19 protein-coding genes are annotated in these 23,849 nt (G+C 65.0%); 3 read left to right on the top strand and 16 right to left on the bottom strand.

Going from position 1 to position 23,849, the window contains the following annotated elements; all coding sequences use genetic code 11:
* Position 1: 1 nt before the first annotated feature.
* From ACO2Q9_RS08690 to ACO2Q9_RS08635, 12 genes are all read right to left on the bottom strand, one after another.
* Positions 2-850: a type II secretion system F family protein gene (locus ACO2Q9_RS08690; protein WP_423310292.1), complete on the bottom strand. Its 849-nt coding sequence runs from the start codon at positions 848-850 to the stop codon at positions 2-4.
* Positions 851-2,758, bottom strand: a complete 1,908-nt coding sequence (locus tag ACO2Q9_RS08685) for an ATPase, T2SS/T4P/T4SS family (RefSeq protein WP_423310290.1) — start codon at positions 2,756-2,758, stop codon at positions 851-853.
* Between the two features lie 20 nt (positions 2,759-2,778).
* Positions 2,779-4,251: a type II and III secretion system protein family protein gene (locus tag ACO2Q9_RS08680; RefSeq protein ID WP_423310288.1), complete on the bottom strand. Its 1,473-nt coding sequence runs from the start codon at positions 4,249-4,251 to the stop codon at positions 2,779-2,781.
* A gap of 24 nt (positions 4,252-4,275) precedes the next feature.
* Positions 4,276-5,283 carry a Flp pilus assembly protein CpaB gene (gene cpaB, locus ACO2Q9_RS08675; RefSeq protein WP_423310286.1) on the bottom strand — a complete coding sequence of 336 codons (1,008 nt, stop codon included), beginning with the start codon at positions 5,281-5,283 and terminating at the stop codon, positions 4,276-4,278.
* A gap of 46 nt (positions 5,284-5,329) precedes the next feature.
* Entirely contained in the window at positions 5,330-5,551 is a 222-nt protein-coding gene (locus tag ACO2Q9_RS08670) for a hypothetical protein (RefSeq protein WP_423310284.1), read from the bottom strand.
* Complete coding sequence (locus tag ACO2Q9_RS08665; RefSeq protein WP_423310282.1) at positions 5,548-6,246, bottom strand: hypothetical protein; 699 nt, start codon at positions 6,244-6,246, stop codon at positions 5,548-5,550. The genes ACO2Q9_RS08670 and ACO2Q9_RS08665 overlap by 4 nt, the downstream gene beginning before the upstream one ends.
* 1 nt (position 6,247) lies before the next feature.
* Positions 6,248-7,090, bottom strand: coding sequence for a TadE/TadG family type IV pilus assembly protein (locus ACO2Q9_RS08660; protein WP_423310280.1), 843 nt, complete (start codon positions 7,088-7,090; stop codon positions 6,248-6,250).
* Positions 7,087-8,664, bottom strand: coding sequence for a pilus assembly protein TadG-related protein (locus tag ACO2Q9_RS08655; RefSeq protein ID WP_423310278.1), 1,578 nt, complete (start codon positions 8,662-8,664; stop codon positions 7,087-7,089). The genes ACO2Q9_RS08660 and ACO2Q9_RS08655 overlap by 4 nt, the downstream gene beginning before the upstream one ends.
* A 208-nt stretch (positions 8,665-8,872) precedes the next feature.
* On the bottom strand, positions 8,873-9,142 hold the full coding sequence (locus ACO2Q9_RS08650; RefSeq protein WP_423310276.1) for a Flp family type IVb pilin: 270 nt from the start codon (positions 9,140-9,142) through the stop codon (positions 8,873-8,875).
* A 171-nt stretch (positions 9,143-9,313) separates the two neighbouring features.
* Positions 9,314-15,370, bottom strand: coding sequence for a filamentous hemagglutinin N-terminal domain-containing protein (locus ACO2Q9_RS08645; protein ID WP_423310274.1), 6,057 nt, complete (start codon positions 15,368-15,370; stop codon positions 9,314-9,316).
* A 100-nt stretch (positions 15,371-15,470) separates the two neighbouring features.
* A complete protein-coding gene (locus ACO2Q9_RS08640; RefSeq protein ID WP_423310272.1) occupies positions 15,471-17,147 on the bottom strand; it encodes a ShlB/FhaC/HecB family hemolysin secretion/activation protein in 1,677 nt (558 codons plus the stop codon).
* Positions 17,148-17,159: 12 nt separating this feature from the next.
* Positions 17,160-17,957, bottom strand: a complete 798-nt coding sequence (locus ACO2Q9_RS08635; RefSeq protein ID WP_423310270.1) for a tetratricopeptide repeat protein — start codon at positions 17,955-17,957, stop codon at positions 17,160-17,162.
* Between the two features lie 227 nt (positions 17,958-18,184).
* Between ACO2Q9_RS08635 and ACO2Q9_RS08630 the strand changes: the two genes are divergently transcribed.
* Genes ACO2Q9_RS08630 through ACO2Q9_RS08620 form a run of 3 tightly spaced genes read left to right on the top strand, consistent with a single transcriptional unit; the run spans position 18,185 to position 20,560 of the window.
* Positions 18,185-18,628, top strand: coding sequence for a cyclic nucleotide-binding domain-containing protein (locus ACO2Q9_RS08630; RefSeq protein WP_423310268.1), 444 nt, complete (start codon positions 18,185-18,187; stop codon positions 18,626-18,628).
* 20 nt (positions 18,629-18,648) lie between these two features.
* A complete protein-coding gene (locus tag ACO2Q9_RS08625) occupies positions 18,649-19,098 on the top strand; it encodes a Crp/Fnr family transcriptional regulator (protein ID WP_423310266.1) in 450 nt (149 codons plus the stop codon).
* A gap of 1 nt (position 19,099) precedes the next feature.
* Positions 19,100-20,560: a transglycosylase SLT domain-containing protein gene (locus tag ACO2Q9_RS08620; protein WP_423310264.1), complete on the top strand. Its 1,461-nt coding sequence runs from the start codon at positions 19,100-19,102 to the stop codon at positions 20,558-20,560.
* Between the two features lie 10 nt (positions 20,561-20,570).
* Here ACO2Q9_RS08620 and ACO2Q9_RS08615 read toward each other — a convergent pair whose 3' ends face one another.
* From ACO2Q9_RS08615 to folP, 4 genes are all read right to left on the bottom strand, one after another.
* Positions 20,571-21,008, bottom strand: coding sequence for a GNAT family N-acetyltransferase (locus tag ACO2Q9_RS08615; protein ID WP_423311222.1), 438 nt, complete (start codon positions 21,006-21,008; stop codon positions 20,571-20,573).
* A gap of 62 nt (positions 21,009-21,070) precedes the next feature.
* Positions 21,071-21,622, bottom strand: a complete 552-nt coding sequence (locus ACO2Q9_RS08610) for an MOSC domain-containing protein (RefSeq protein WP_423310262.1) — start codon at positions 21,620-21,622, stop codon at positions 21,071-21,073.
* Positions 21,619-22,953, bottom strand: a complete 1,335-nt coding sequence (gene glmM, locus ACO2Q9_RS08605) for a phosphoglucosamine mutase (RefSeq protein WP_423310260.1) — start codon at positions 22,951-22,953, stop codon at positions 21,619-21,621. Before glmM ends, ACO2Q9_RS08610 begins: the two co-directional genes overlap by 4 nt.
* Positions 22,950-23,840: a dihydropteroate synthase gene (gene folP, locus ACO2Q9_RS08600; protein ID WP_423310258.1), complete on the bottom strand. Its 891-nt coding sequence runs from the start codon at positions 23,838-23,840 to the stop codon at positions 22,950-22,952. Before folP ends, glmM begins: the two co-directional genes overlap by 4 nt.
* Positions 23,841-23,849 lie beyond the last annotated feature (9 nt).

The following is a 23,849-nucleotide window of genomic DNA, read 5'->3' as shown; positions in this document are numbered from 1 at the left end:
GTCAGACGTCGATGTTCACGATCTTGCGGATGAAGAAGTAGCCCACGAACTCCATGACGATGATGACGAGCAGCGTGATCCACCCGTACCAGGTGGTGAACAGCGGCTCCATCGCTTCGGGTTCCATGTATTTCAGGATGAACATGAGGAACAGCGGCAGGCAGGTCATCACGATGCCCTGCATGCGGCCTTGTGACGTGAGCGCCTGGATCTTGCCCTCCATGGTGAGCTTGCGGCGCAGCGTGTCGGCGATGCCTTCCAGCGTGTCGGCCAGGTTGCCGCCGACTTCGCGCGAGATGCGCATGCCGGCCACCACCATGATGAAATCCTGCAGCGGCATGCGCCGCTCCATGTTCTGCAGCGCCGTGTCCAGGTCCACGCCCAGGCGCTGCTCGCGCAGCATGAGTTCGAACTCCTGCGACACCGGCGGTTGCGACTCGGACACCATCGACTCGAGCGCGACGTTCAGGCTCGCACCGGCACGCAACGTACCGGCAACCATCAGCAGTGCGTCGGGCAGCTGCGCCTCGAACTTCTTCTCTCGGCGCTTCTTGATGAAGGCCACGAGGAAGCGCGGGCCGATGACGATCACCACCGCAGCGCCCAGAGCGATCACCGGGTTCTCCGTCATCACGTACAGCGCGGTGGGTACGAAGACGAAGGCCAGCACGTTCATGTAGAACAGCCTGGTCGCGTCCACGAAGATGAACATCTCCGACAGGCTGCCGGCCGCCGTGGCCTGCAGCGTCTGCTTCTGCTTGCGAAGGCCGCTCTCGGCAATCTGGATGATCGTCCAGATGATGACGATGGCAGCGATCGCGACGACACCGATGACGAGCGACAGATCCACTTAGAGCACCCGGTCTTTCTGGAAGATCGACAGATCGACCGGGATGCCGCGCTCGGCCAGGCTCTGGTAGAGCTCGGGGATCGCGCCAGTGGCGAAGAAACTTCCCTTGATTCGGCCATCCGGGCCATAGCCCGCCTGCTTGAACAGGAAGATGTCCTGCGTCTGGATGACGCCGCCTTCGATGCCCGTCACCTCGGTGATGTGTGTCACGCGCCGGCTGCCGTCCGGAAAGCGGTTCTGCTGCACGAACAGGTGCACGGCCGACGAGATCTGCTCGCGGATGGCCTGGATCGGAAGGTCCAGGCCCGACATCAGCACCATCACCTCCAGGCGCGCAATACAGTCGCGCGGCGTGTTGGCGTGGGCCGTGGTGAGCGAGCCGTCATGGCCGGTGTTCATGGCCTGCAGCATGTCCAGTGCCTCGCCGCCACGGCATTCGCCGACGACGATGCGGTCAGGACGCATGCGCAGGCAGTTCTTCACGAGGTCGCGGATGTGGACCGCGCCCTTGCCCTCCACGTTCGGCGGGCGGGCTTCGAGCGACACCAGGTTGGGCTGCGAGAGCTTCAGTTCGGCCGCGTCTTCCACGGTGACGATGCGTTCGTCATCGGGAATGAAGTTGGACAGCACATTGAGCAGCGTCGTCTTGCCCGAGCCGGTACCACCCGAGATGATGATGTTGGTGCCTTGCTCCACCGCGACTTTCAGGAAGGCCATCATGTCCGCGGTGACCGAACCGAACTTCACCAGGTCGTCGCTTTGCAGCTTGTTCTTGGCGAACTTGCGGATGGTGATGTTGCAGCCCTTGAGCGCGAGCGGCGGGATCACCGCGTTCACGCGCGAGCCGTCCTTCAGGCGCGCGTCGACCATCGGCGACGATTCGTCGATGCGGCGGCCCAGCGGCGCCACGATGCGTTCGATGGCCTGCAGCACCGCGTTGTCGGAAGTGAAGGTCACTTCCGACTCGGTGAGCTTGCCGCCGCGCTCGATGAAGATTTCGTCGAAACGGTTGACCATGATTTCGGTCACCTTGTCGTCGGCCAGCAGGTCTTCCAGCGGACCGAGGCCCACCACCTCGTCGATCACCTGCTTGGACAGCTCGGCCTTGTCGACACCGGCCGGAATGTCGCGCGACTCGGCGATGATTTCATTGATCAGCGTGCTGGTGGTCGAGCGGAGTTCCTTCTCTTCCATGCGCGAGACGTCGACCCGGCGCAAGTCCATCATGCTGATGAGCGAGGCATGCACGGCCTGGCGGGCCTTGGCCATGCGGATCACGCGATCGTCGGCCTGCACACGCGCCATCGTGCGCTGCGTCATGTTGGGGTCGAACTCGGGCGCGTCGACGGCCGGCGCATCCACGCGCTGCTCCTTCAGGACCGGTGGCCGGGCCTGATGCACTTCGTTCGTGACGGCGGCCGCAGCCGGCGGTGCAAACGACGCGGCAGGTGCGGTGCCACCAGCTCCGCCGCCTGGCAGCGGCGCACTGGTGGACAGCGGCTTGGGCTGGTAGGCCGGCATGGGCCGGCTCAGCGTAGCCGACAGCATGGCCTCGATGGACGGCTGCGCGGGGGCCGCGCGGGCGATGGCCGCATCGGACACCGAAGGCTTCCCGTCTCCGCCCTTCACGCGCAGCTCGTAGCCGCCGATGAGGATGACATCGTCGTCCTTGAGCGGGCCATAGCTGCCATCCACGGCTTCGCCGTTGACCTCGGTCACCGACAGGCCACCGTGGTCCTCGAGATAGAGCTTGCCGTTGCGAAAGACCACGGAAGCATGGCGCTTGCCGATGGTCCATCCCTTCAGCTGCACAAGGTTGTCGTCCGCCTTGCCGATGGTGGCGACCTCGGTCTGGCACTGGAAGACGTTGCTGTCGCCCTTGCTGCTGGTGACGTTGATGGTGAACATGGGTTCAGTCCTGCTTGCGTTCAGTCGACGATGCCTTTTTTGCCCAGCGTGCCTTCGAAGCGCTCACGCATGGCCTTGGCCTTGTCCAGGCGCTGCTGGTTGGCGGTCGAATTCGGGTCGATGACGATCGGCGTGACAAACACCACGAGGTCCGTGCGGCCCGCCGTGAAGTTGGTCGAGCGGAACAACGCGCCCATGACGGGTACGTCGCCCAGCCAGGGGAACTTGTCCACCGCATTGGCCATGGTCTCGTTCACCAGGCCCGAGAGCACCACGGTCTGGCCGCTCTTGAGGTTGATGTCCGACGACGTGGAACGCACCGTGAAGCCGGGGATGCCCTGCACCACGACGGACGCGTCGATGGCCGACACTTCCGTATCCAGCTTGGCCTGGATGTTGTTGTTGTCGTCCACCACCGGATTGATGTTCAGCTTGATGCCGTAGTCCTTGAACGTGACGCTCACCTGGCCGGTGGGCGACGTGACGGGCAGCGGCACCTGGCCACCGGCCAGGAACTTCGCTTCGCCGCCGGAGCGCGTGGCCAGTTCGGGCGAGGCCAGCATGCCGGCGTCGCCGTTGCTCATGGCGAGGTTGATGGTGGACGAGATCGTGCTGGCCAGGCCCAGGTAGATGCGCCACGGCTGCGAGCTGATGGACAGCGGTGCATTCGAACCCACGCCCGGCTGGAAGGCCGGCGCGGTCGACGGGACGCGGAACTGGCTGTTGGTCAGCACGTCGCCGGTGATGGCGGCGGCGGGGCCGTTCATCGACGTGGCCCACTGGATGCCCAGGTTCTCCAGGGCATTGCGGCGGAACTCCATGAACTGGACCTTGATGTACACCATCTTCTTGAGGGTGACTTCTTCCTCGCGCACCAGGTTGACGACCTGCTTGTAGTTGTTGGCCACGAGCTCGATGCGTTTGAGGTCCGTCTTGCTGGCAGCACCGGACAGGACCACCTGGTCGCCGACCACGTCCATCTTGATGCCGGGCAGGTCGCTGATGAGCTGGCGCACGTTGCGAACCAGCACATTGGTGTCGGAAGCATTGATCTTGACGCGGTACTTCTTCACCACACCGTTGGACCAGATGAACAGGCTGGTGTCACCGGCGGCTTCGCCGAGCAGCAGCACCTCGCGGCCGTCCAGCACGGTGGCCGTGATGAGCGCGCCGTTGCCGACGGCGACACGCGTCACGCCCGACAGCGGGATGGTGCGGGCTTCGCCGACGAACAGGGCCATGTCCTGCACCGTTTCCTCGGCCATGGTGGGCATGGGGGACGTGCCGGGCGCGGTCGTCACCGGCACCGGCATGGGCGGCGCGGGCGTGCCCGGCATGTTGTTCACCGTCACGGTGGCCTTGGCCTTGGGCGGCGGTGCCTTGGGGGCGGTCTGCGGCTGCGCCTGCGCGCCGACGACGGCCAGCGAAAGCAGCGGCACCAGACAGGCCAGCGCGCGTTGCTGGAATTGCGAACGTTTGATCTGCGTCTTCATGATGTTTTGTCAGCCTTGTTGTCGTTATCGAGCGGCGGGCGTGCCGCCGGCGCTGGAAATGTTCACGCCACCGGCGTTGGCCGGAACGCCGGGTGGCAGTCCGCTCGTGCCGCCGGGGAAGCCGGGCAGGCTGTTCATGCCGGGAATGCCAGGCATGGTGATGTTGATCGGGGGCGCCGCGCCACCGCCGGCCTTGCCACCGAGGATGTACTCCACCTTCACGCCAGCGGGCGCAGGTGCGGCCTTGCCGCCTTTGGCCTTCACGCGCGACTGGCCGCCCGTGAGTTGCGCCACGGTGAGCGGGCCGTACGGATCAATGGCCTTGTCTTCCGGCGAGCGCAACGTCACGCGAATGCGGCCGGACTGCTGGGCCAGCGCGATGTAGCCGGCTTCTTCCGGCGTCACTTCCACGGTGACCGTGGCGTAGTGCATCGACTCCGGCGTCTGCTGGTTGGGCGGCGGCTCGGCCACGCCGACGGCGCGCTGGCCGGTGGCGATGACCTTCACGGCCTGCAGGAACGGGAAGATCTGCTGGCCACCCGAGGTGGCCGACGTATCGGCCGAGATCAGGTTCAGGTCGATGAAGTCACCGGCCTTCAGCATCTGCGAGATGGAATTCAGTTCGTCGATGTCGACGGTGATCGCGCGCATGCCCTTCGTCAGGGTCGCGGAGAACTCCTTCGGACGATCGTCCACGACGTCCGCGCGCATCAGCGGGCGGCCACGCTGCACGTCGCGCAGCAGGGGGCGTCCCTTGATCTTGTCGAAGTCTTCGGCAGGGATGGTGTCCCAGTAAGCGAGGTCGGCTGCGATCTCACGACCGGCCACGATGCCTTCACGCAGGACAGTGCCCTTGGCGAGGTCGGACGTGGGGACCACGACCATGACCTTGTCGCCGCCACGCGCCTTTTCCATCAGCTGTGTCTGGATCGCCTCTTCCCTGTTTCGCAGGTAGGTGACGGAGAGCCAGGTCGCCAGCAGGCCGAGCACGAGGGCCATGCCTACCAGCAGCCACAGGCGATTGATCTTCATTTTTCCAAGTCGGATCGCCATTTACAGGTCCTTTTTTTGAAGTCGTTCAGAACAGGTTGAGATTGGTTGAATAGCCCAGGGCGTACATGAAGCCCTGATACGCGCCCTTGATCGCATTCGCCAGCTTCTGGATCACCGAATCGCCGCTGGTCGTCTCGATCAGGATGAGGATCGAGAAAGACGTGACGATGATGTACTCGACCATCGACTGCCCGCGCATGCGTGCGCGGCGGGCCATGGACAGGGAGCGGTTGCGGATTTTTTTCATGGTCGGTCCACCACGTTGGCGACGACGCCCACGGTCCCGTTCGGGCCGGGCGAGATGACGAGATTGATTTCCTCGAAGCCGCGCTTGAGCACCATCACCTGGTGCACGCCCCGCGTGCTGTCGGCCTTGCCCTGCATCACCTGCGTCCAGCCCCGTTGCCGGAACGCATCGACGTAGAAATTCTGGTTGGCCGCGATGTTGGAGGTATTCGTGAGCACCACGGTGCGCGAGTTGCGGATGCCGTCGACGAACTCCACGTCCTGCAGCACCTTCGAACCGGGCAATGCCGGGAAAGTGGTCACCTGTGCGTTGCGCCGCTCCATGGTGCCTTGCGCCTGCGAAACGGCCAGCAACGCATAGCTGCCACTGCCTTGCGCACGCACCTGAACGGTGTTGAGGCACGGGCCGTCGATGGTGGAGATCACGCGCCAGCCGGGCGCCTTGTCTTCGCGCGAACCCGGGCGCTTGTCGGTGGCCAGCGGCGCCCAGAGGTCGCGGTAGTAACCGATGAGCTCATCGACCGACAGTTTCGATTCGATGATGCGCATGGTCATCGCCGATCCCTGTACGCGCATGTCGGGTGCGACCATCTCGACGCGCGCGCCGTAGGGCGTGTTCGGCACGCGGCAGGTCAGCCCGGCGGAGAACGCAGGCAGCGTCGCGAATACGAGGACGGCGGAGGCGATGAGCTTCATGTCATGGCCCCGTCAAACGGTCGGGCGGCACGATGTCCGGCTCGATCTTGCCGAGCTCGAGGAAACAGAATTCAGGCGTGAACAACGCGAACACCACACAACCGGCGATCTGCAGCGCAGGCCCGAGGTTTTCGTCGCCCACCAGGCCGAGCGGTGCAATGCCGGCCGTCATGGTTTTCACGTGCGCGGAACCGCTGGAGCCCCAGCCGTTGGCCAGGATCGCGTTGTGGTCGCGGAAGGTCAATACGCCCGGATCGAACTTCCCGTTGGAGGAACCCTGGCGCAGGCTGGCACCGATGGGCAGCGTGGTCACCGGGATGGCCGCGGTACCGGTATAGAAGCCGCGCGTTTCAAGATCGAACCCGAGGATGGACGTGAATGCGTTGATGGTGTCCAGCACGTCGCCGGTGGCTATGTCCGGGCTGTCGCCGATGGTGACCGTGTTCTTCGCGTCCGTGTAGTTCTGCAGCATCTTGCTGCCGTCACGGTTGCGCCACATCCAGCGCGCGCCGTCCGTGCTGTAGCTCGTGGCGTTCGCATCGGCGCTGGTGATGAGGCCGCCGAAATTGATGATGCGCTGCCGTGCCTCGGTCTGGATGTTGGCTTCGGTCTTGCCCTTGCCGGGCCAGTTGTTGCTGGACGACGCCGCGCCGTACCAGACGGTGCGCTCCCAAGCAGCGTAGCGCGCGCTTTGCGCAGAAGCAGCCTTGATGTCCGAGTACTTGCCCAGCATCGGCACGATAAGGAACAGCGGCATCAGGAAGAGCACCGCGCCGACGACGAATTCCGTCATCGCCTGGCCGCGCTGGCGCAGGAAGCTGGTTCGGCGTGGTGTGCGTGTCATAGGCCGAACAGCGACTTGGAAAGGATGGAGGCCGCCTGTTCGGCGATGCCGTTGGGCTGCAGGCGCGCCTGCCAGTACGGGCTGTACAGGCTGCCCCACTCTGTCTTGTTGTCGGCGCGGCGCATGCCGCCGGTGGAGATGTCCGTTGGCCGCTTGAAGTAGGCCTCGGACCGCGAGAGCGCGCGCATGTACTCGGTGTTGGACGGCGGCGGCAGGGCCAACTGGCCATCGTCGCTGCCGCCGATGCGCATCGTTCCGCCAGCCACGCGATTGGGCATGTTGTTGGACGTGGTGATCGAAGGCAGCGGCCGCTCGATCTCGAGGATCCACGGTGGCGCCACGTCGTTGCGGTTGGCCGGCGTGCTGGCCGCATTGCTGGTGGCAGCCGTCGCGTTGCCCTTGATGTCGCGGTAGTCGCGGATACCCGAACCGCTGTTGAGCGTGCTGCCTGCGCCCTTGCCGGTCTGGATCCAGGCCGGGACGATGGTTGCAGGGTTCAGCGTGTGCGCAGCGCCGAAGTGCAGCAACGCGGCAGGGTCAGACGCCGTGTTGCTGCCATTGCGGTGGTTCACGTTGGCCGTGAACGGGTTCAAGCCTGCAGCTTGCGCCCACGACGACTGGCCCGTTGCGGCTGCGCCGCTGCCGAACGCGGACAGCGGCGGGATCAAAGGAACGCAGATCGGCAGCGGGATGAAGAACGGCCCGGGCACAGTCACGCAGAAGATCATGAACAGACCCGTGGCGTCCAGGCTGGTGTAGCCCTTCAGATGAGTGCTGGCGTTGCCCTTCGCGTCCTTCAGCGTGCTGCCGCCGGAGTGGAACTGCATCATCAGCAGCGGGCCGGGGCCGTAGGTGAAAAGCCGCAACGGGTCGAACAGGAACGGCAGCGGCCAGATGGGCGGCAGCGAGCGGTTCTTGTAGAAGATGTCCATCGACGCCTGCGTGACATAGGCCATGCGGTAGTCGCCGTCCTGGTCATTGGACGGTTTGTAGGTCTTGGAGAAACCGAGTTGCTGCGCGGCCGAATACAGGATCGACGCCTCGCCCAGCATGGACACCTGCGCGTCGGGCTCGTTCGCCTCGATCACTTCGCGGATGAGGTCGTAACCGATGGAGGCGCTCATCGCGATGTGATACGCGTCCGACGCCCCGTTCAGCAGGTTGATCAATGTGTCGACCGCGAGTGTGGCGGCTGGTGCGGCGGCATCGAGCGCCGATTTCATGCCGCTGCCGATGGGACCGATGATGTTCGCCGGCACGGTCCACATGAAGCCGAGCGCGGACATGTTTGCTGCGCTGTCGGCGATGTTGCTCAGCGGGCCGTTGTAGTTGTCGTCCAGGTTGCGCGCCCAACCGGTGAGGCTCACGATCTGGGCGACAGACACCTGGTTGGCGATGACGCCGCGGTTCATGTACGCACTGAAGTTCAGTTCGCGCGCATGCGCCACGGCAGCACTGTAGGCAGCGGCGTCGGCCGTGTTCTGCAGCTTGATGCGGTGATAGCTCAGCTGGCCGACGTTGTACGTGGCCAGCGTCACCAGCAGAAGGATGACCGTGGTGACGGCAATGAACACCAAAGCCTGTCCACGCTGGAGGCGCGCACTGGCACCCCTGGCGAAGCTGGCTCTGCTGTTTCTACCCGTATACACGTCGCGCACCCCTCATCTACTGCTCAAGAGCGGACCGTTAGGCCAAAAGACACCCAATCCGCACCATTTCGCAATGGTGCAGAAACCGAGAAACGGCCGTCTTCAGTTAACGGCCGCGGACTTCAGAGAAGAATTACTTCTTCTGTTCGTCGCCGTAGTTGCCCAGCGTGACCTTCTTCTCGCCGGACGCCTTGGCAGCGGTCGATGCGTCGGAAGCAGCCTTCTGGCCGTCCTTCGCCGAGCCACCGGCCATTTCAGCGGCCATGCCGGAAGTCTGTGCACGGATCGTGCCGCCGAAGAAGCTGTACACGCCGATGGCGGCGACAGCGATCAGCGCGACGATGATGATGTATTCGGTCATGCCCTGACCGGCTTGCTTCTTGGATTGACGCAGCATGCTCATACTTACTCCTGATAAAAATAAACTCACCGTTAAATCACTCATTGCCGGCGGTTCAACCGCTTGATTTCCGTCCGGCGCGAGAGCCTCTTTCCTGTTGTTCTTCCTCTGAAAAACGCAGCGATCGTAGCATCGAACCCCTAAAACGTGTTCTTTTGTAACGTCGCCTTTTTCTTATTTTTGGGACACCTTGCTCGCGCACGAAACACGTTGCTGCGCGAGACTTCCTTCTGCCGGCCGCAGGCGAGTGCCGGAGCCCCGCAGCTGGATCAGATCCGAGTTGGATTGACCGGCACGCGTCACATTGCGCGTGCTTTGTGATTCGTCTTCGCACGGCGGTGGCTCGTTGCGCGTACTTTCTGCCGACCGGGACTGGCCTGTCGCCTGCTGCTGGCCGCCGGCGTTGTTGTTGCTGCCCGAAGAAGAGGACGCGGTCTGCGACGAAGACGTCGAAGAACCGTCGTCGTCATTGGCACCGGCCGCACCACCCGATGCACCACCGGCGAATTCGGACGACGAACTGCTGCCGGAGCCACTACCGGAACCGCCGCTGCCCTGCCCGCCTCCGCCCGACTGGTTGTTGCTGCTGCCGGCCTGGTCGCTGCTGCCCTGGTTGTTCTGGTTGCTGCCGTCGGCAAGGCTGCTGCCCTCCGATCCGGACGACGAGGCATCGCCGGACGCGCCGCCGGTGAAACCGTTGTTGCCGTTGTCGTTGTTGTTGCCGGCGACGTCAGTGGACCCGTTGTTCGTATTGCTGGTGTTCGTGTTGCCGGAACTGTTCGTCGTACCCGAGTTCGTCGTACCGGTGGCGCCCTGGTTTCCGGGCGTGCCGCCATCTGCGGTGTTGGTCGGGCTGTCGCCCGTTGGCGAGGGGTCGTTGCCCGCGAACACACCGCCGTCGCCCGAATCGCCCGGTGCATTCGGGGTCGACGGGGTGTTGCCCGGTGTGGCGCCGCCGGTGAAACCGTTGTCGTTGTTGTTGTCGGTACTTCCGGGTGTATTGCCAGGCGTATTGCCAGGCGTGTTGCCGGTGTTGTCACCCGGTGTCGAGGTGCCCGGATTGTTGTTTGCGGTTTCCGTGCCCGGATTGACGTTCCCGGGGTCATTGCTTCCCGGAGGCGGGTTGCCACTGAAATCGCCACCGTCGTCGGGGCCGGGGCCTTCGGTGACCGGGCCGGGACCATCGCCGTCAGGCGTGCCGGGGTTGTTGGCGTTGCCAGGCGGATTGTTGACAGGCGGGTTGTTCCCGGGCGTGTTGTCGCCCGTCTGCGTATCCGGCGGATTGCCCGGGTCGTTCGGCGTGGTCGGGTCGCCGCTGAAATCCGGGCCCGGGTTGGGATCGGTCGGGTCCGTCGGATCTGACGGATTGGCGCCCGGCGCAGGCGTGCCCGGAGTGCCGGTATCCGTCGGCGTCTCGGGGTCGCCCGGTGTCGGTGTCGGATTGCCAGAGAAGATCGGACCTGGATCCGGATCGGTCGGATCATCCGGATCGGAAGGCGAAGGACCGCCGATGTCCGGGCCTTGCGGATTCGGATCGTTCGGTGTCGGGTCAGGATTGGGGCCGCTCAGCTCCGGGCCGTCCGGATCGGGGTCGGACGGCGTGGGACCGGTGACTTCGGGACCTTCCGGATTGGGGTCTGGATCCGGGCCGCTCAGGACCGGACCATCCGGATCGGGATCGGACGGCGTCGGGTCGGTGACTTCAGGACCTTCCGGATTGGGGTTCGGGTCGGGGTCCGGCTCGCTCAGGACCGGACCGTCCGGGTCGGGATCGTTCGGCGTCGGGTTGGTGATGACCGGGTCGTCCGGATCGGTCGGGTTGCCCGTGAACACACCGCCCGATTCGATCGGGTCGTCGTCGTCCGACGTGTTGTCGGGCACCTGCCCTGTCGTGTCGGGCGGATCGGACGGGTTGGGCTGGTTACCGGGCTGGCCGTCAGGATTGCCGGTGGACTGCGTGGGGTTGTTGACCACCGTGGTGGTGCCTTCGCCGCCCGGATCGGTGTTCTCGGCATTGCCACCGCCGTCCGGACCTTCCGGCGGCGCGTTCGGTCCACCCGGCTCGGAACCGTTGCCGCTGCTGCCCGGGGTCGTCGGGCCACCGCCGCCTTCATCGTCACCGCCGCCACCGTCGTCGCCACTGCCCGTCGTGTCGGGCGGCAGACTGCCACCCGTGCCGCTGCCCGTGCCGTTGATGACGACGTTGCGGTACTGCGGGTTGTCGTTCGTACCCATGTTGTACGAATCGCGGATGTAGATCTTGCCCTGCGTCATGCGCGGCAGGCAGGCCACGCCCTGCACGCAGGGCACGGCGGACACGGGCACCTGGTACGGTGCGCTGGTGCCGACGCCAGTCGTCCAGTAAGTCGGCGCACCGCCGCTGGAGTTCAGGTAGTTGTAGACCCTCGCCGTGGTGACGAAATACAGGTCCATCTTGCCCAGGCTCATCTGGTCCGGGTTGTTGTTGAGCGTGCCGATGCTGATGTTGCCGTTGTAGTCGTCGCCGCCGATCATCAGGGTGGCTTCGGGGTTCAGCATGTTCAGGATGCCGCTGGGCCCGCCGATGTAGTACGTGAGACTCGGATCGGGGGCACCAGGCATGGCGTAGGCCACCTGCACACCACGGTTCGCGTCCAGCGGGCGGAACTGCGCGTAGGTGTCGGCCTTGGTGAAGAGCGAATTGGGCGACGCCTCGATCTTGTCGGCGATGAAGATCAGGTCCTGGCGTGGTGTGGCCGTGTTGTCCGTGCGCGTGCCGTCGATCAGGTAGGAATTGTTCGAGCGGTTGTCCAGCGCCTGGATATAGATGTTGCTGGACGTGATGCGCAGCGCACCCACCGGCTTGGTAACGGCCGGCACCACTTCGCCGTTGTAGGGGTTGGTCGTCTCGTCGGTCAGCGCACCGGCAAGCACCACACGCAACTGGCCGGCGCCATGCGCACTGTTGTCCACGTCGGCCATGCGGCCGCCCAGGATGGAGAGCGTGCTGATGTCCGTCTTGACGCGGAAGTAGCCTTCATCGCGATCGCCCGCCAGGGCGAGCTGGTTTCCGCGCAGCAGTCCCGAGCCCTCGGTCTTCACCCAGCCGTCGCCATTGGTGTTGACCGCGATGCCCGAAAGTGAGTACGAAGACACCAGACCGTTGATGGTGATGTTGTTGTCGGCCGTGATGCCGATGCCGTACAGCGGCACCGCGGCCACGCCGCCGGCGCGAACTGCAGACGAACTCAACGTGAGGTTATCGACGGTGACGTTGCGGCCGTACACACCGATGCCGCCGGCGTTCTCCACCGTCTTGTTGACGTCGACGTAGCTGATCGAGCCGTCATCGCCAACCACTTGCCGCTCCTTCGTCTGCGTGACCTGGATGTTGGCGCCCGTGAGATTGAGGTCGCCGTTGCCGCCATCGCCGAGCGCGGCATTGATCAGCACGCCCGGCTGCGAAGCTGCGCTCACGACGATGCCGCTGCCGGAGGCGATGGTCACACCGTGCTTGCCGCCGAGGTTGACCTGGCCCCGGCCTTCCGCCGATTGCACGTTGATAGAGCCGATGGAAGCAGAACCCTGCGTGGCCTCGACGTCGACAAGGCCGTAGTGGGTGGTCTGCGCAGCGGCGATCACGCCGCCCTGGTCGGTTGCACGGAGCGTGCCGGTGTGGCTGATGTTGCCGCCCGTCGCCTTGAGTCGCACGGATGCTGCTTCGACCCCGGCTCCGCCACCTCCCGTGGCAGTGATATTCACGCCCGACGCCTGGATGCCGTTGTTGGCCCTGACGTTGATCGATGCAGCGCCGGTCGCCGAACCCGTGGCCGACAAGGCTCCGGTCAGGGTGACCTTGTCGGCGTCGAAATCGGTGCCGCCGATGTTGATGGCTGCGCCGGCTGCACTGCTGGCCGTGACGGCGCCGACTGAAAGATCGTGGGTGCTGGCAAGCGAAACCGCTGCAGTGCCGTTGGTCGCACTGGAGGTCAGCGCGCCCGTCGTCGTGACCTGCCGGCCTGAAATGCTGATGCCAGCGCCGCCATTGGACGCCGTGGCGCTGACGTTGCCATTGACCTGGACATCATGGCCGCCGGTGAGCGCGACGGTAGCCGAACTGGTGGATGTTGCAGAAACAGTACCTGCAACCGTCACCTTGTTGTTGGACGCGATGTTCACCGACGCAGAACCACCGTTCACCGTCACGTTGTTGACGGTGAGGTCGTTGTTCGACCTGAACTGCAGCGAGCCACCGTTCGTGGAAGCGCTGATGATGTCTACATCATTGCTGGTGTTGGTCAGGTTGACCGACGGCGCATTGACGATGCTGACTTCATTGGCCACGATGCGGGCACCCTGGGTCACCGTGGCCGTGTTGTTGCCGTTGTAATTGAGCGTGTTGTTCGTCTCGAGCACACCGGTGTTGTTGATCGTCGTCGTGCCGGACAGCAGGATGTTGCCGTCTCCGGCATTGATCGCGCCCGTGGAGATCGAAGTACCGGCGGACAACGACACGTTGCCGTTGTTCGACTCGATCTGGCCATTGGAAATCGACGTCACCGCCGTCAGGTTGACCGCGCCGCCGTTCGAGTCGAGGCGCCCGACCGCAATGCTGCCTGCCGATTGCAGCGTCAGGTCACCACCGGACGTGGCCATGGTGTCGGCCGCGTTGGCGAACACGATGCTGCTGCCGGCATTGGTCGTGCGCAGCGTGACGTGGCCGCCGTCAGCACCACCGTTCTGGTTGAACTGCATCGTGCCGCCACCGAAGTTGCCCAGCGTGATGCGGTCCGCCGCTTCCAGCAGGATGTCGGTGTTAGCGCCAATTTCCTGCAGCTTGCCACGCGAAATCGTGCTGGTATCACCGCCTGCAGCGCCAGCCATGATGGTGCCCGTGAAGCCGTCGTCCAGCGATCCCGTCGGGGCTTCCGGCGTCGAGGCATCCTCATTGGTGATGGTGATACGCGTCGGATCCAGCAGCAGCGTGCCCCGCACACCCGACGCCGAGCGCAGATCCGCCGTACCGTTGAACGCAAGGTATTCCTTGCCCGAGACTTCCGCATCGCCGCCGCGGCCGGTACCAGAGCCCGTCGCGGAAATCGAACCGTCGAAGCGCGTGGAGTTGTCGGCCCACACGACTGCCGAGCCGCCCTGTCCCGCCGTGCCGTCCGCACGGATCCTGGCTGAGCCGGCGACATAGGTGTAGTCGGAGACGACGTTGATACCGCCGCGCGATGCGATCTCGCCGCCGCGGTACTCACCGCCCACTCGCACCGTGCCGCCCGAGGCGCCGCTGGCATCGACCACGGCGCCGTCCATCAGGCCGGTCTGCACGCCTGCCACGACGATGCGGCCGCCGGCGCCGTCGCTGCCGCGCGCGATCGCGCTGCCAGCAAGCGCTGCAGTGCCGCTCGCATTGGTCACTTCGATCAGGCCGCCGCGCGCGCCCGAGGCCTGGATTTCGCCGGTGGACTGCGTCACGCCCGACGAGGCGGAGAGGATCACGACGCCGTCGCGCTCTTCGATGCTCGATGCGCGCAGCACGCCGCTGTTGTTCACCACCATGCCGGTGAGCTCGCGCGCGCCGCGTGCGGAGAGCGCGATCTGCCCGCCGTCCGCCGCGATGACACCGGCGTTCTCCACACGTGCCACGGCGCGCACGGCATCGCCCTGCACGGAGAAGCCCACAAGGCCGTCAGGTCGCGTATCGATGGTGACGCGGTCTGCCGATGCCAGCATCACGCTGCTGCCCGGCGCGTTGATCCGGCCCGTCGCCGTGTTGCGCACGCTGTCTGCTGCCAGCAGCGCATAGCCACCGTCGCGGATGGTGATGGTGCCGGCGTTCTCCACCGAGCCGCTGCCGCCACGCGTGAAGCTGTAGTAGCCGTTGAGGAAATCGTTGTCCGAGATGGACATGGTGGTGGCCACGAGACCCCCGGTGTCGATGCGCGATCCGACACCGAAGAACACGCCGTTCGGGTTCACCAGGAATACGTGGCCATTGGCCGACATGGACCCCAACAGGTTCGACGGATCGCTACCCACCACGCGGTTGAGCACGACGCTGGACGACGACGGTTGCACGAAGCTCACGGCGGCATTCGAGCCGATGGAGAACGAACCCCAGTTGATGATGGCCTTGTCGGAATGCTGGTTGATGGTCTGCTGCGTCGCCGTTTGCGTGACGGAGGCGGAGCCCGCAATGACGTTGGGTGCGGTGGGCAGCACATCGGCGCGCGGGCGCGCGGCCATGACAGCAAGGGCCAGTGCAACGGCAACAGCGATCGGGCGCAGTGCCGACGGTTGCCTTACAGATGATCCTTGCACATTCAACATGTCATTCCTCAGTCATTCAGAACGCCAATGTCATGGAAGCCCACAACTTCGGTTTGGTGTCGCGACCCAGCACTTTCAGCAGCGGCCTCGCGTACTCCACCTTCACCTGCCCCTTGTTGCCCAGGTAGTGCGTGAGCCCCGCACCGACGGAAGACAGCCGGTCGAAACCCAGGAACCCCTTGTTGCGCACACCACCGATATCGCCGAAGACGGAGAGATATCCCGGCGTGCCCGCCACCATCCACTGCCTGCGCAACTCCAGAGTGAGCAGGTAGCCGACATCGCCACGCAGGGACGACGACTGGTAACCCCGCACACTGTCCGGCCCGCCGATGGAGAACTTTTCCGTGTCGGGCAAAAGCTCGTTCGCCACCACACCACGGCCCCTGAAATAGAAGTCCCAGTTGCGCGTTGCGCCGGTGAGGTAGGTCAGTTCGCCGTCCACCTTCACGAAGTCCCGGTTCTGCGCGCCTGTGGCATCCGTTCCCTTGCTGACCATATTGGTCGACATCGCCACGCTCAGAGCCGTGGCCGAGGAGTCCGAGCCCACGCGGCTCGCATAGACCGAGGCGGTCAGCAACGGGAGTTTCGCTTCCGAAAATGGTAGACCCAACACGTTCTGCCGGGTGGTCGTCTCGCGCCATTGCAGCGCACCCATGACATTTTTCGCCCGCGACCGCACGAAGGGATAGGAAATCGTGGCATCAGCGCTACGCACCTGGCCCGAAATGCCGAGCGGCGCGAACGCGCCGGCCAGGTCATAGTCCGTCGCGGTGCGCGAGAACGCGATGCGGATGCCGTCGTGCCCGATGGGCACCGAATAGGCCAGCCGGTTGTAGCGGAAGAGGTTGTCCTCGGACCGCATCGCACGGATGTTGAAATGGTCGCCCAGCGTCAGGGGGTTGAAGATGTCGAAGCCGGCATCGACGCGATTGGCACCGATCTCGCGCTTGCCGCTGTTGTTCGCCCCGAGCGAAACGCCCACGAAGCGCTCCTGCGTTTCCACTTCCACGGCGGTCGTGCCGAACTGCTGGCCCGGCGCGAGCGTGGCGCGCGCGCGCAGGCCCGGCAGGTCGTTGAGCAGCAGCAACTGGCGCTCGAGCACTTCGTCGGTCACCAGTGCGCGCGGCGTGCCTTCCAGCAGCGGCTGCAGGTACGGCTCCAGCATCGACTTGCGATAGCGGCCCTGTCCCTTGAACGCCACGGACTCCACCGTGCCTTCGATGATCTGGATGGTGACGAGCCCGTCCTCCACGCGCTGCGCGGGAATGAAGGCGCGCGCCACGGTGTAGCCGTTCTCGCGGTAGTAGGTCGTGATGAAGTCGGCAATGCGGTCGAGCTCGGCGAGCGTGAGCTGCATGTCCAGATAACGCTCCACCATGCGGCGCAGCAATGCTTCGCTGAACACCGTGTTGCCGGTGAAAGTGAAGCCGCTGACGAGGAAGCGCCGTGTCTCTGCGCGCTGGATGGCCGGCGCGTTGCGCGGGAAGATGACTTCAGCGGGATTGGAGAACGAAGGAACGCGTGAGCCCGGCACCGTGTCCTGGATCGCACCCGGAGTCGGCACCGGCTGGGCGTGCGCGACGCTGCAGGCCAGGCCTGCCAGCATCGGCGCAATGGCCAACGCGATGCCGCGCACGCGGCAGGATTGGACGCCATCCGTTTGAAGGGATGGCTGGCTCTGCATGGTCATGCGGCCGCAGGATCAGGAGTTGGCCGCGCGGCGGGGTTGCGCCAGGCGGCGCGTCAGTTCGTCGCGTTCTGCGGGCTGAAGGCGGCGCACGGCGGCATCGCGGTTGGTCACGCCATTCTTGTTGCCAGACTCGGCCGACAGCGAGAACCAGTACGCCGCATCGACATAGCTGCGCTGAACGCCACGGCCCGTGCCGTACAGCACACCCAGGTTGTTTTGCGCAGGTGCATAGCCCTGCTCTGCTGCAGCGCGGTAAAGACCGGCGGCGGCGACTTCGTCCTTGGGTGCAAGCACGCCCTTTTCGTAGACGACCCCGAGGTTGTTCTGTGCCTTCGCGAGACCCAGACCGGCCGCGCGGCGGTAGAGTGCAACGGCGCCCTGCGGGTCCTTCGGCGTGCCGCGGCCGGTTTCCTTCAGAACGGCGAGGTTGTTCATGGCGCCGCGGTTGCCGTTGCGCACGGCGATCTCGTACCAGCGCACGGCCTCGGTCGGGGTCTGGACACCGTTGATGCCGCGGTCGTAGAGCACGGCCACGTTGTATTGCGCATCGCGATTGCCGGCCTGCGCCGACTTGAGATACCAGTCGCGCGCCGTCGTGAGGTTGGCGGTAACGCCCCAACCCTTTTCGTACAGCACACCGAGGTTGTTCTGCGACTGCGGATTGTTGCTGTCTGCAGACCAGAGGCGATGGGCCTCTGCATAGTTGCCGTCGCGAACGGCTTTCAGGCCATCTTCGAGATTGCCTGCCTGGGCAGACAGGGCCACCAGCAGCGGCAGACACAAACCAACCCGGACAACTGCTCTCAGCATTGGATTCCCCTCGTCAACAAGGACCTCGCAATCACTCTGGAACAGCGGTGAATATGCGACTGGATGCGAGTAAATTCACGTCGTCTGGGCTATCGCCAACCGGGTGCATCTACTAGAATTTTGAGAATAACACATGCAACTCGATGTAATGTCATCACTTCTTGTGACAGGGGCGTGTGTTACATAACGGTGTGCCGAAGTTGGCAGGAATTTGGAGTCAGAAACCGATGTCAGACACGACCGATCGCGCAGATTTCCAGAAGGTTTTTCCCCAGTTGTTCACGCGTCTCTCGAAGGACGGCGCGGAACATCTCATGCAGAACGTGAGCCGCGTGGACTTCCATCCGGGCCGCAATGTATTCCGTGACCGGATGCCAACAGATGCGGTGTACTTCGTGCTCTCCGGCGAAGCAGAAATCTTCGTCGAGAAGGACGACCGCACCGTGCCGCTGGGCAAGATCGGCGCGGGGGCGTTGCTCGGTGAAATCTCCGTGCTGTCGCGCGAGATGATCGCAAGCTCCACCGTGCAGGCATCGCAACGCATGTCGACATTCAAGCTGATGCACCAGCCGCTCGAAGGCCTGTTGATGTCCGACGACACCGGCCCTGCCTTGCTGGAGTTGTTCTCCGAAACGCTGGCCTCGCGTCTTCGCGCCACGGCCCCGGCCTGAACCCTTCACACGGAACTGTCATGACCCTGCTGCCTTTCCTCCAGGACCTGCCTGCATTCGAGCGTTTCAGCGAGTCGGAACTCGATGCATTCGTCGCAAGTTCGCGCCTCTACGAATTTCCCGAAGGCCATCGTTTCTCCAGTGAAACCGAGCCTGGCGAATCGACTTATCTCGTCGTCACGGGCCGCGTGCGCGTGTTCCACCACGACCAGTTGCTGAAGACCACGCTGAGTGCGACCGAAGTCTGCTCCGGCGAGATGTTCAACCTGCTCTCGCTGATGGATGGCCTGTCCATCAGCACCACCGCCGTGGCACTCGAGCCCTCCATCGCGCTGGAATTTTCGCGTGAAGGCTATGCACTGTTGAAGAAGTCGGTGCCGCGTGTGGCCCACCAGATCCAGTACATGATCGCCATCCAGCTGGCCAACGCGCTGCAGGCACGCAATGCTGCACTGCGCGAACGCCTCTGAGTTGTTGCTCCGGGATCTGAGCCGCGCGCTCTCGCGCACACTCCTCGGCTTTTTCGCCGCCTCGCTGCTGTGGGGCTGCGCCCCATCGCGACCCGAATACGTGCTGGGCGCCAGGCTGCCCACGATCCACGACGACCCCAATGAAGTTCCTGCGCTGCCGACGCGCACGGTGCCATCGCAAGCAGTAGCGCCGGCCCCGCTGCCACCGCTTGCTGAGGCGACTGCCACCGCAAACACGGCGGATGCCCGGGCGCTGGCACCATCCGCGCCATCATCCGTGGCTGCCGTGGCGCCGGCCGAGTTCTGGACGCGCCTTCGCAGCGGCTTCGCCGTGCCGCCGCTCCCGGTCGAAACTGTCGCGGAATTCCATCGCGCGTACGGCACCCGGCCCGACTTCCTTGCGCGTGCCACACAACGCGGCGCACCGTATCTGCCACACATCGCCCAGCAACTTGTGCAGCGCAACATGCCGGCGGACCTGGCGTTGTTGCCGGTGATCGAAAGCGCATTCGAGCCACGCGCGCTTTCGCCGGCCGCCGCCGCCGGCGTGTGGCAATTCATTCCCGAGACAGGTCGGCGCTACGGGCTGCAGCGCAACTGGCTGCGCGACGACCGGCGCGATGTCTTCGCCGCCACGAATGCCGCGCTCGACTATCTGGGCGATCTCTATCGCATGTTCGGCAACTGGCACCTCGCGCTGGCCGGCTACAACTGCGGTGAAGGTTGCGTGGCACGCGCGTTGTCGCAGGCGCGCGCAGCGGGCGCGGGACAGGACTTCACCAGCATCTCGCGCTGGCTGCCCGCAGAGACGCGTGCGTACGTGCCGCGTTTCATCGCCGTGCGCGACGTCGTCTATAACGCGCCAGCGTTCGGCCTGACGTTGCCTGCCGTGGACAGCTCTCCCCGCGTGGTGCGCATTTCCATCGACCGCGATGCGGATCTCGCAAGCATTGCTCGCGCTTCCGGCATGCCATTGCCCGAGCTGCTGAACCTCAATGCAGGCGCACTGCGGCAAGTGGTCACGCAGGGCCAGTCCATCTGGATGCCAGAGCACCGCGCAGCAAGGCTGGCGAGCGGCCTGCAGGTGAAGGACGACGGGTCGCTGGCCATCATGCAACTCAAGCCGTCGCAGGCGCGCGCCAACGAACGCCTGGCCGCATTCGCTGCGCGTCACAACACGACGGCGGAACAACTGCGTGACATCAATGGCATCGCGCCGTCGCTGCACGTCATCCAGTCAGGCACATTGTTCGTGCCTTTGCAGTCGGGTGAGCAGGCAGTGCCGATCCAGGTGTCGGCATGGCCCGCATTGCGCATGCAGGGCGAGGAGGCAGTGGCCGCCCGTTCATCGTCACACGCGGCAGACCGTGACAGGGCCCTGCTCGCGGCGCATCCGCACTGGGTGGAAAGCGGCTGGACGCCGGGCCGGCTCCGCACACTGGGCGGCAAGCCGAAACGCTAGGGGCCGGGGCTCAGTCCAGCCACTTCTGCATGAAGGTGGCCTGGCCCATGGCGGGATCGAGCACGTAGCCGGCAAAGCCCACGCGCTCATAGACGCGCATGGCGCTGGTGTTGCCCTGGAGCACTTCGAGCGTGAGCTTGCAGGCACCGCGCCCGCGCGCCATGCGCTCTACCTCCGCCAGCATGCGCTGTGCAACGCCCTGCCCGCGATGCGCCGGTGAAACGATGACGTCGTGCACATTGACAAGCGGGCGCGCAGCGAATGTCGAGAAGCCTTCGAAACAGTTCACAAGGCCCACGGCATCGCCTCCCAGCCACGCGATGACGCTGAAGGCCTGCGAACGCTTCGCGAGCTCCGGGACGAGGTTCAGCCTTGCAAACTCTTTCAGCGGCGCGCCGCCTCCAGCCGTGTCCCGCGCGTACACATCCAGCATCGAAACAATGGCCATGGCGTCGGCAACGTCCGCATAGTCTGCGCGCCGGATGACGATGTCGTTCGGCTGCTCCACAATCAGACGGGCTCCAGCGGACGGTGCGGCCCGACCGGCAGTTCGACCTGGATCGCGTCGCCTTGCATCACATCGCCGCCATTCAGGACGACGCCCATCACGCCTGCCTTGCGCACCAGTCCGCCTTCGGGCGTGCGATCGAGCACCGCGTGCATGAGGCCCGACTGGAAACGGTCGATCTGCGCGCACGGATTGCGCAGACCCGTGAGTTGCACGAGCACCGAGTTCCCGATGCGCAGGCGTGTCCCGCTCGGCAGCGCAAGCAGGTCCAGCCCTTGCGTGGTGATGTTCTCGCCCAGATCGCCGGGCTTCACGGCAAATCCCTTACCCGCGAGTTCGTCGAACAGTTCGGCGTGCATCAGGTGCACCTGTCGCAGGTTGGGTTGGTTCGGGTTGCGTGCCACGCGCGAGCGGTGCTTCACCGTCACGCCGGCGTGCGCGTCTCCCTCGATGCCGATGCCTTCGATCAGCGACAACTTCTTTTGCGCCTGCTTGCTGAAACTGTGCGTGCCGCTCAGATGAAGACCGACGACGGAAGCAGGTCCGGTACTCATGACGCTTTCACCACATCGGCCAGGCGCTGCGCGCCCTGCGCTGCGCGCGCGGCGTCGGCCGCCTCCACCATCACACGAACCACCGGCTCGGTCCCACTGGCGCGGATCAACACGCGACCCGCATTGCCGAGCTCGGCCTCCACGGCTTTCGTTTCTTCCATGAGCCGCTCGTTGGACTTCCAGTCCTGCCCCGGATGAAGGCGCACGTTGACGAGTGTCTGCGGGAAAAGATTCACGCCACGAAGTAGCTGCCCCATGGTCTGCCCGCTGCGCACGCAGGCCTGCAGCACCTGCAACGCGCTGACGAGACCGTCACCCGTCGTGTGCTTGTCCAGCGCGAGCAGGTGGCCCGAGCCTTCGCCGCCGAGTAGCCACTTGTGCTTCTCGAGTTCTTCCAGCACATAGCGGTCGCCCACGCGCGCGCGCACGAACTTCACGCCGCGCGATTGCAACGCCACTTCCACCGCCATGTTGGTCATGAGCGTGCCCACCACCCCGGGCACGACTTCGTCGCGCGCGAGGCGATCGGCCGCGAGCAGATAAAGCAGCTCGTCGCCGTTGAACAAGCGGCCCGTCGCGTCCACCATCTGCAGCCGGTCGGCGTCGCCATCGAGCGCGATGCCGTAGTCGGCATGGTTGGCTTTCACGGCACGCACGAGCGCGTCAGGATGCGTCGCGCCGACTTCGTGGTTGATGTTCAGTCCGTCCGGCGCACAGCCGATGGCCACCACTTCGGCGCCCAGTTCATGGAATACCTTGGGTGCGATGTGATACGCAGCGCCATGCGCGCCGTCCACCACGATCTTGAGGCCTCGCAGCGTGAGGTCGGTGGAGAACGTACTTTTGCAGAACTCGATGTAGCGCCCTGCTGCGTCGTCGAGCCGGCGCGCCTTGCCGATCTCGGAAGAGTCGGCCCACACAGGGGCTTCCTCGAGCGCGGCCTCCACCGCGGCTTCCCATGCATCGTCGAGCTTGCTGCCCTGCGCGCTGAAGAACTTGATGCCGTTGTCCGGGAAAGCGTTGTGGCTGGCGCTGATCACCACGCCCAGGCTCGCACGCTGCGCACGCGTGAGGTAGGCCACGCCGGGCGTGGGCAACGGGCCGAGCAGCACCACGTCGACACCTGCCGAGTTGAAGCCGGATTCGAGTGCGCTTTCGAGCATATAGCCGGAGATGCGCGTGTCCTTGCCGATGAGCACCGTCGGGCGGGACTCGGTCCGCTTGAGCACGCGCCCGACCGCGTGCGCCAGTCGCAGCACGAAGTCCGGTGTGATGGGCGGCTGCCCCACGGTGCCGCGGATGCCGTCAGTGCCGAAATATTTGCGGGTCATCTGTCTGTCTTTCTTCCTTTTTCTCTCGCACGCCGTGTCGGGGTCTGGCAATGGTCCTGCATGGCCCGCCAGACCTTCAGCGCTGCCACCGTCTCGCGCACGTCGTGCACGCGCACGATGCGCGCACCGCGATCGACCGCGAGCACCGCTGCCGCCACGCTGGGCGGCATACGGTCGCCCACCTCCAGGCCCGTCACCGCCCCAAGTGACGACTTGCGCGACCAGCCCGCAAGTATCGGGTATCCGGCGGCCAGGATTTCCTGCTGGCGCGCCAGCAATGAGAAGTTCTGCGCAACGGTCTTGCCGAAGCCGACACCGGGGTCGAGCACGATGCGGCTGGCAGCCACACCCAGGTCTCGCAGCGCCCTCGCCTGTCCGCGCAGGAAATCGACCACCCCAGGCACCACCTCACCCTCCATCGGCGCGACCTGCATGGTCTGCGGGTCGCGGTGCATGTGCATCAGGCACACGCCGCAGCCCGGGTGGCCGGCGACTGCCTCGCGTGCGCCGGGCCGGCGCAACGCCCAGATGTCGTTGACGATGTCCGCGCCGGCGTCCAGCACGGCGCGCATGACTTCAGGCTTGTAGGTATCGACGGAAAGCGGCACGCCGAATTTCACCGCCCCCTGCACCACCGGCAGCACGCGTGCAAGCTCTTCGTCCAGTTCCACCGCCGGACTGCCGGGCCGCGTCGACTCGCCGCCGATGTCCAGGATATCCGCGCCATCGCGCAGCAATTGTTCACAGTGCGCCAGCGCAGCGGCGGTGCTGGCGTGACGCCCGCCGTCCGAGAAGGAATCGGGCGTCACGTTGACGATGCCCATCACGCGGGGCGTGCCGAGCGAAATCCGAAAGCGGCTGGTCTGCCAGATCGACTGGTCTGTCATGGCATCTGC

Origin of the sequence: Variovorax sp. VNK109, from assembly GCF_049445855.1 — a bacterium.
Taxonomy (GTDB): Bacteria; Pseudomonadota; Gammaproteobacteria; order Burkholderiales; family Burkholderiaceae_C; genus JAGOCV01.
Note: the sequence above shows the minus strand (reverse complement) of the source record. Positions and strands in the feature narration are given on the sequence as shown.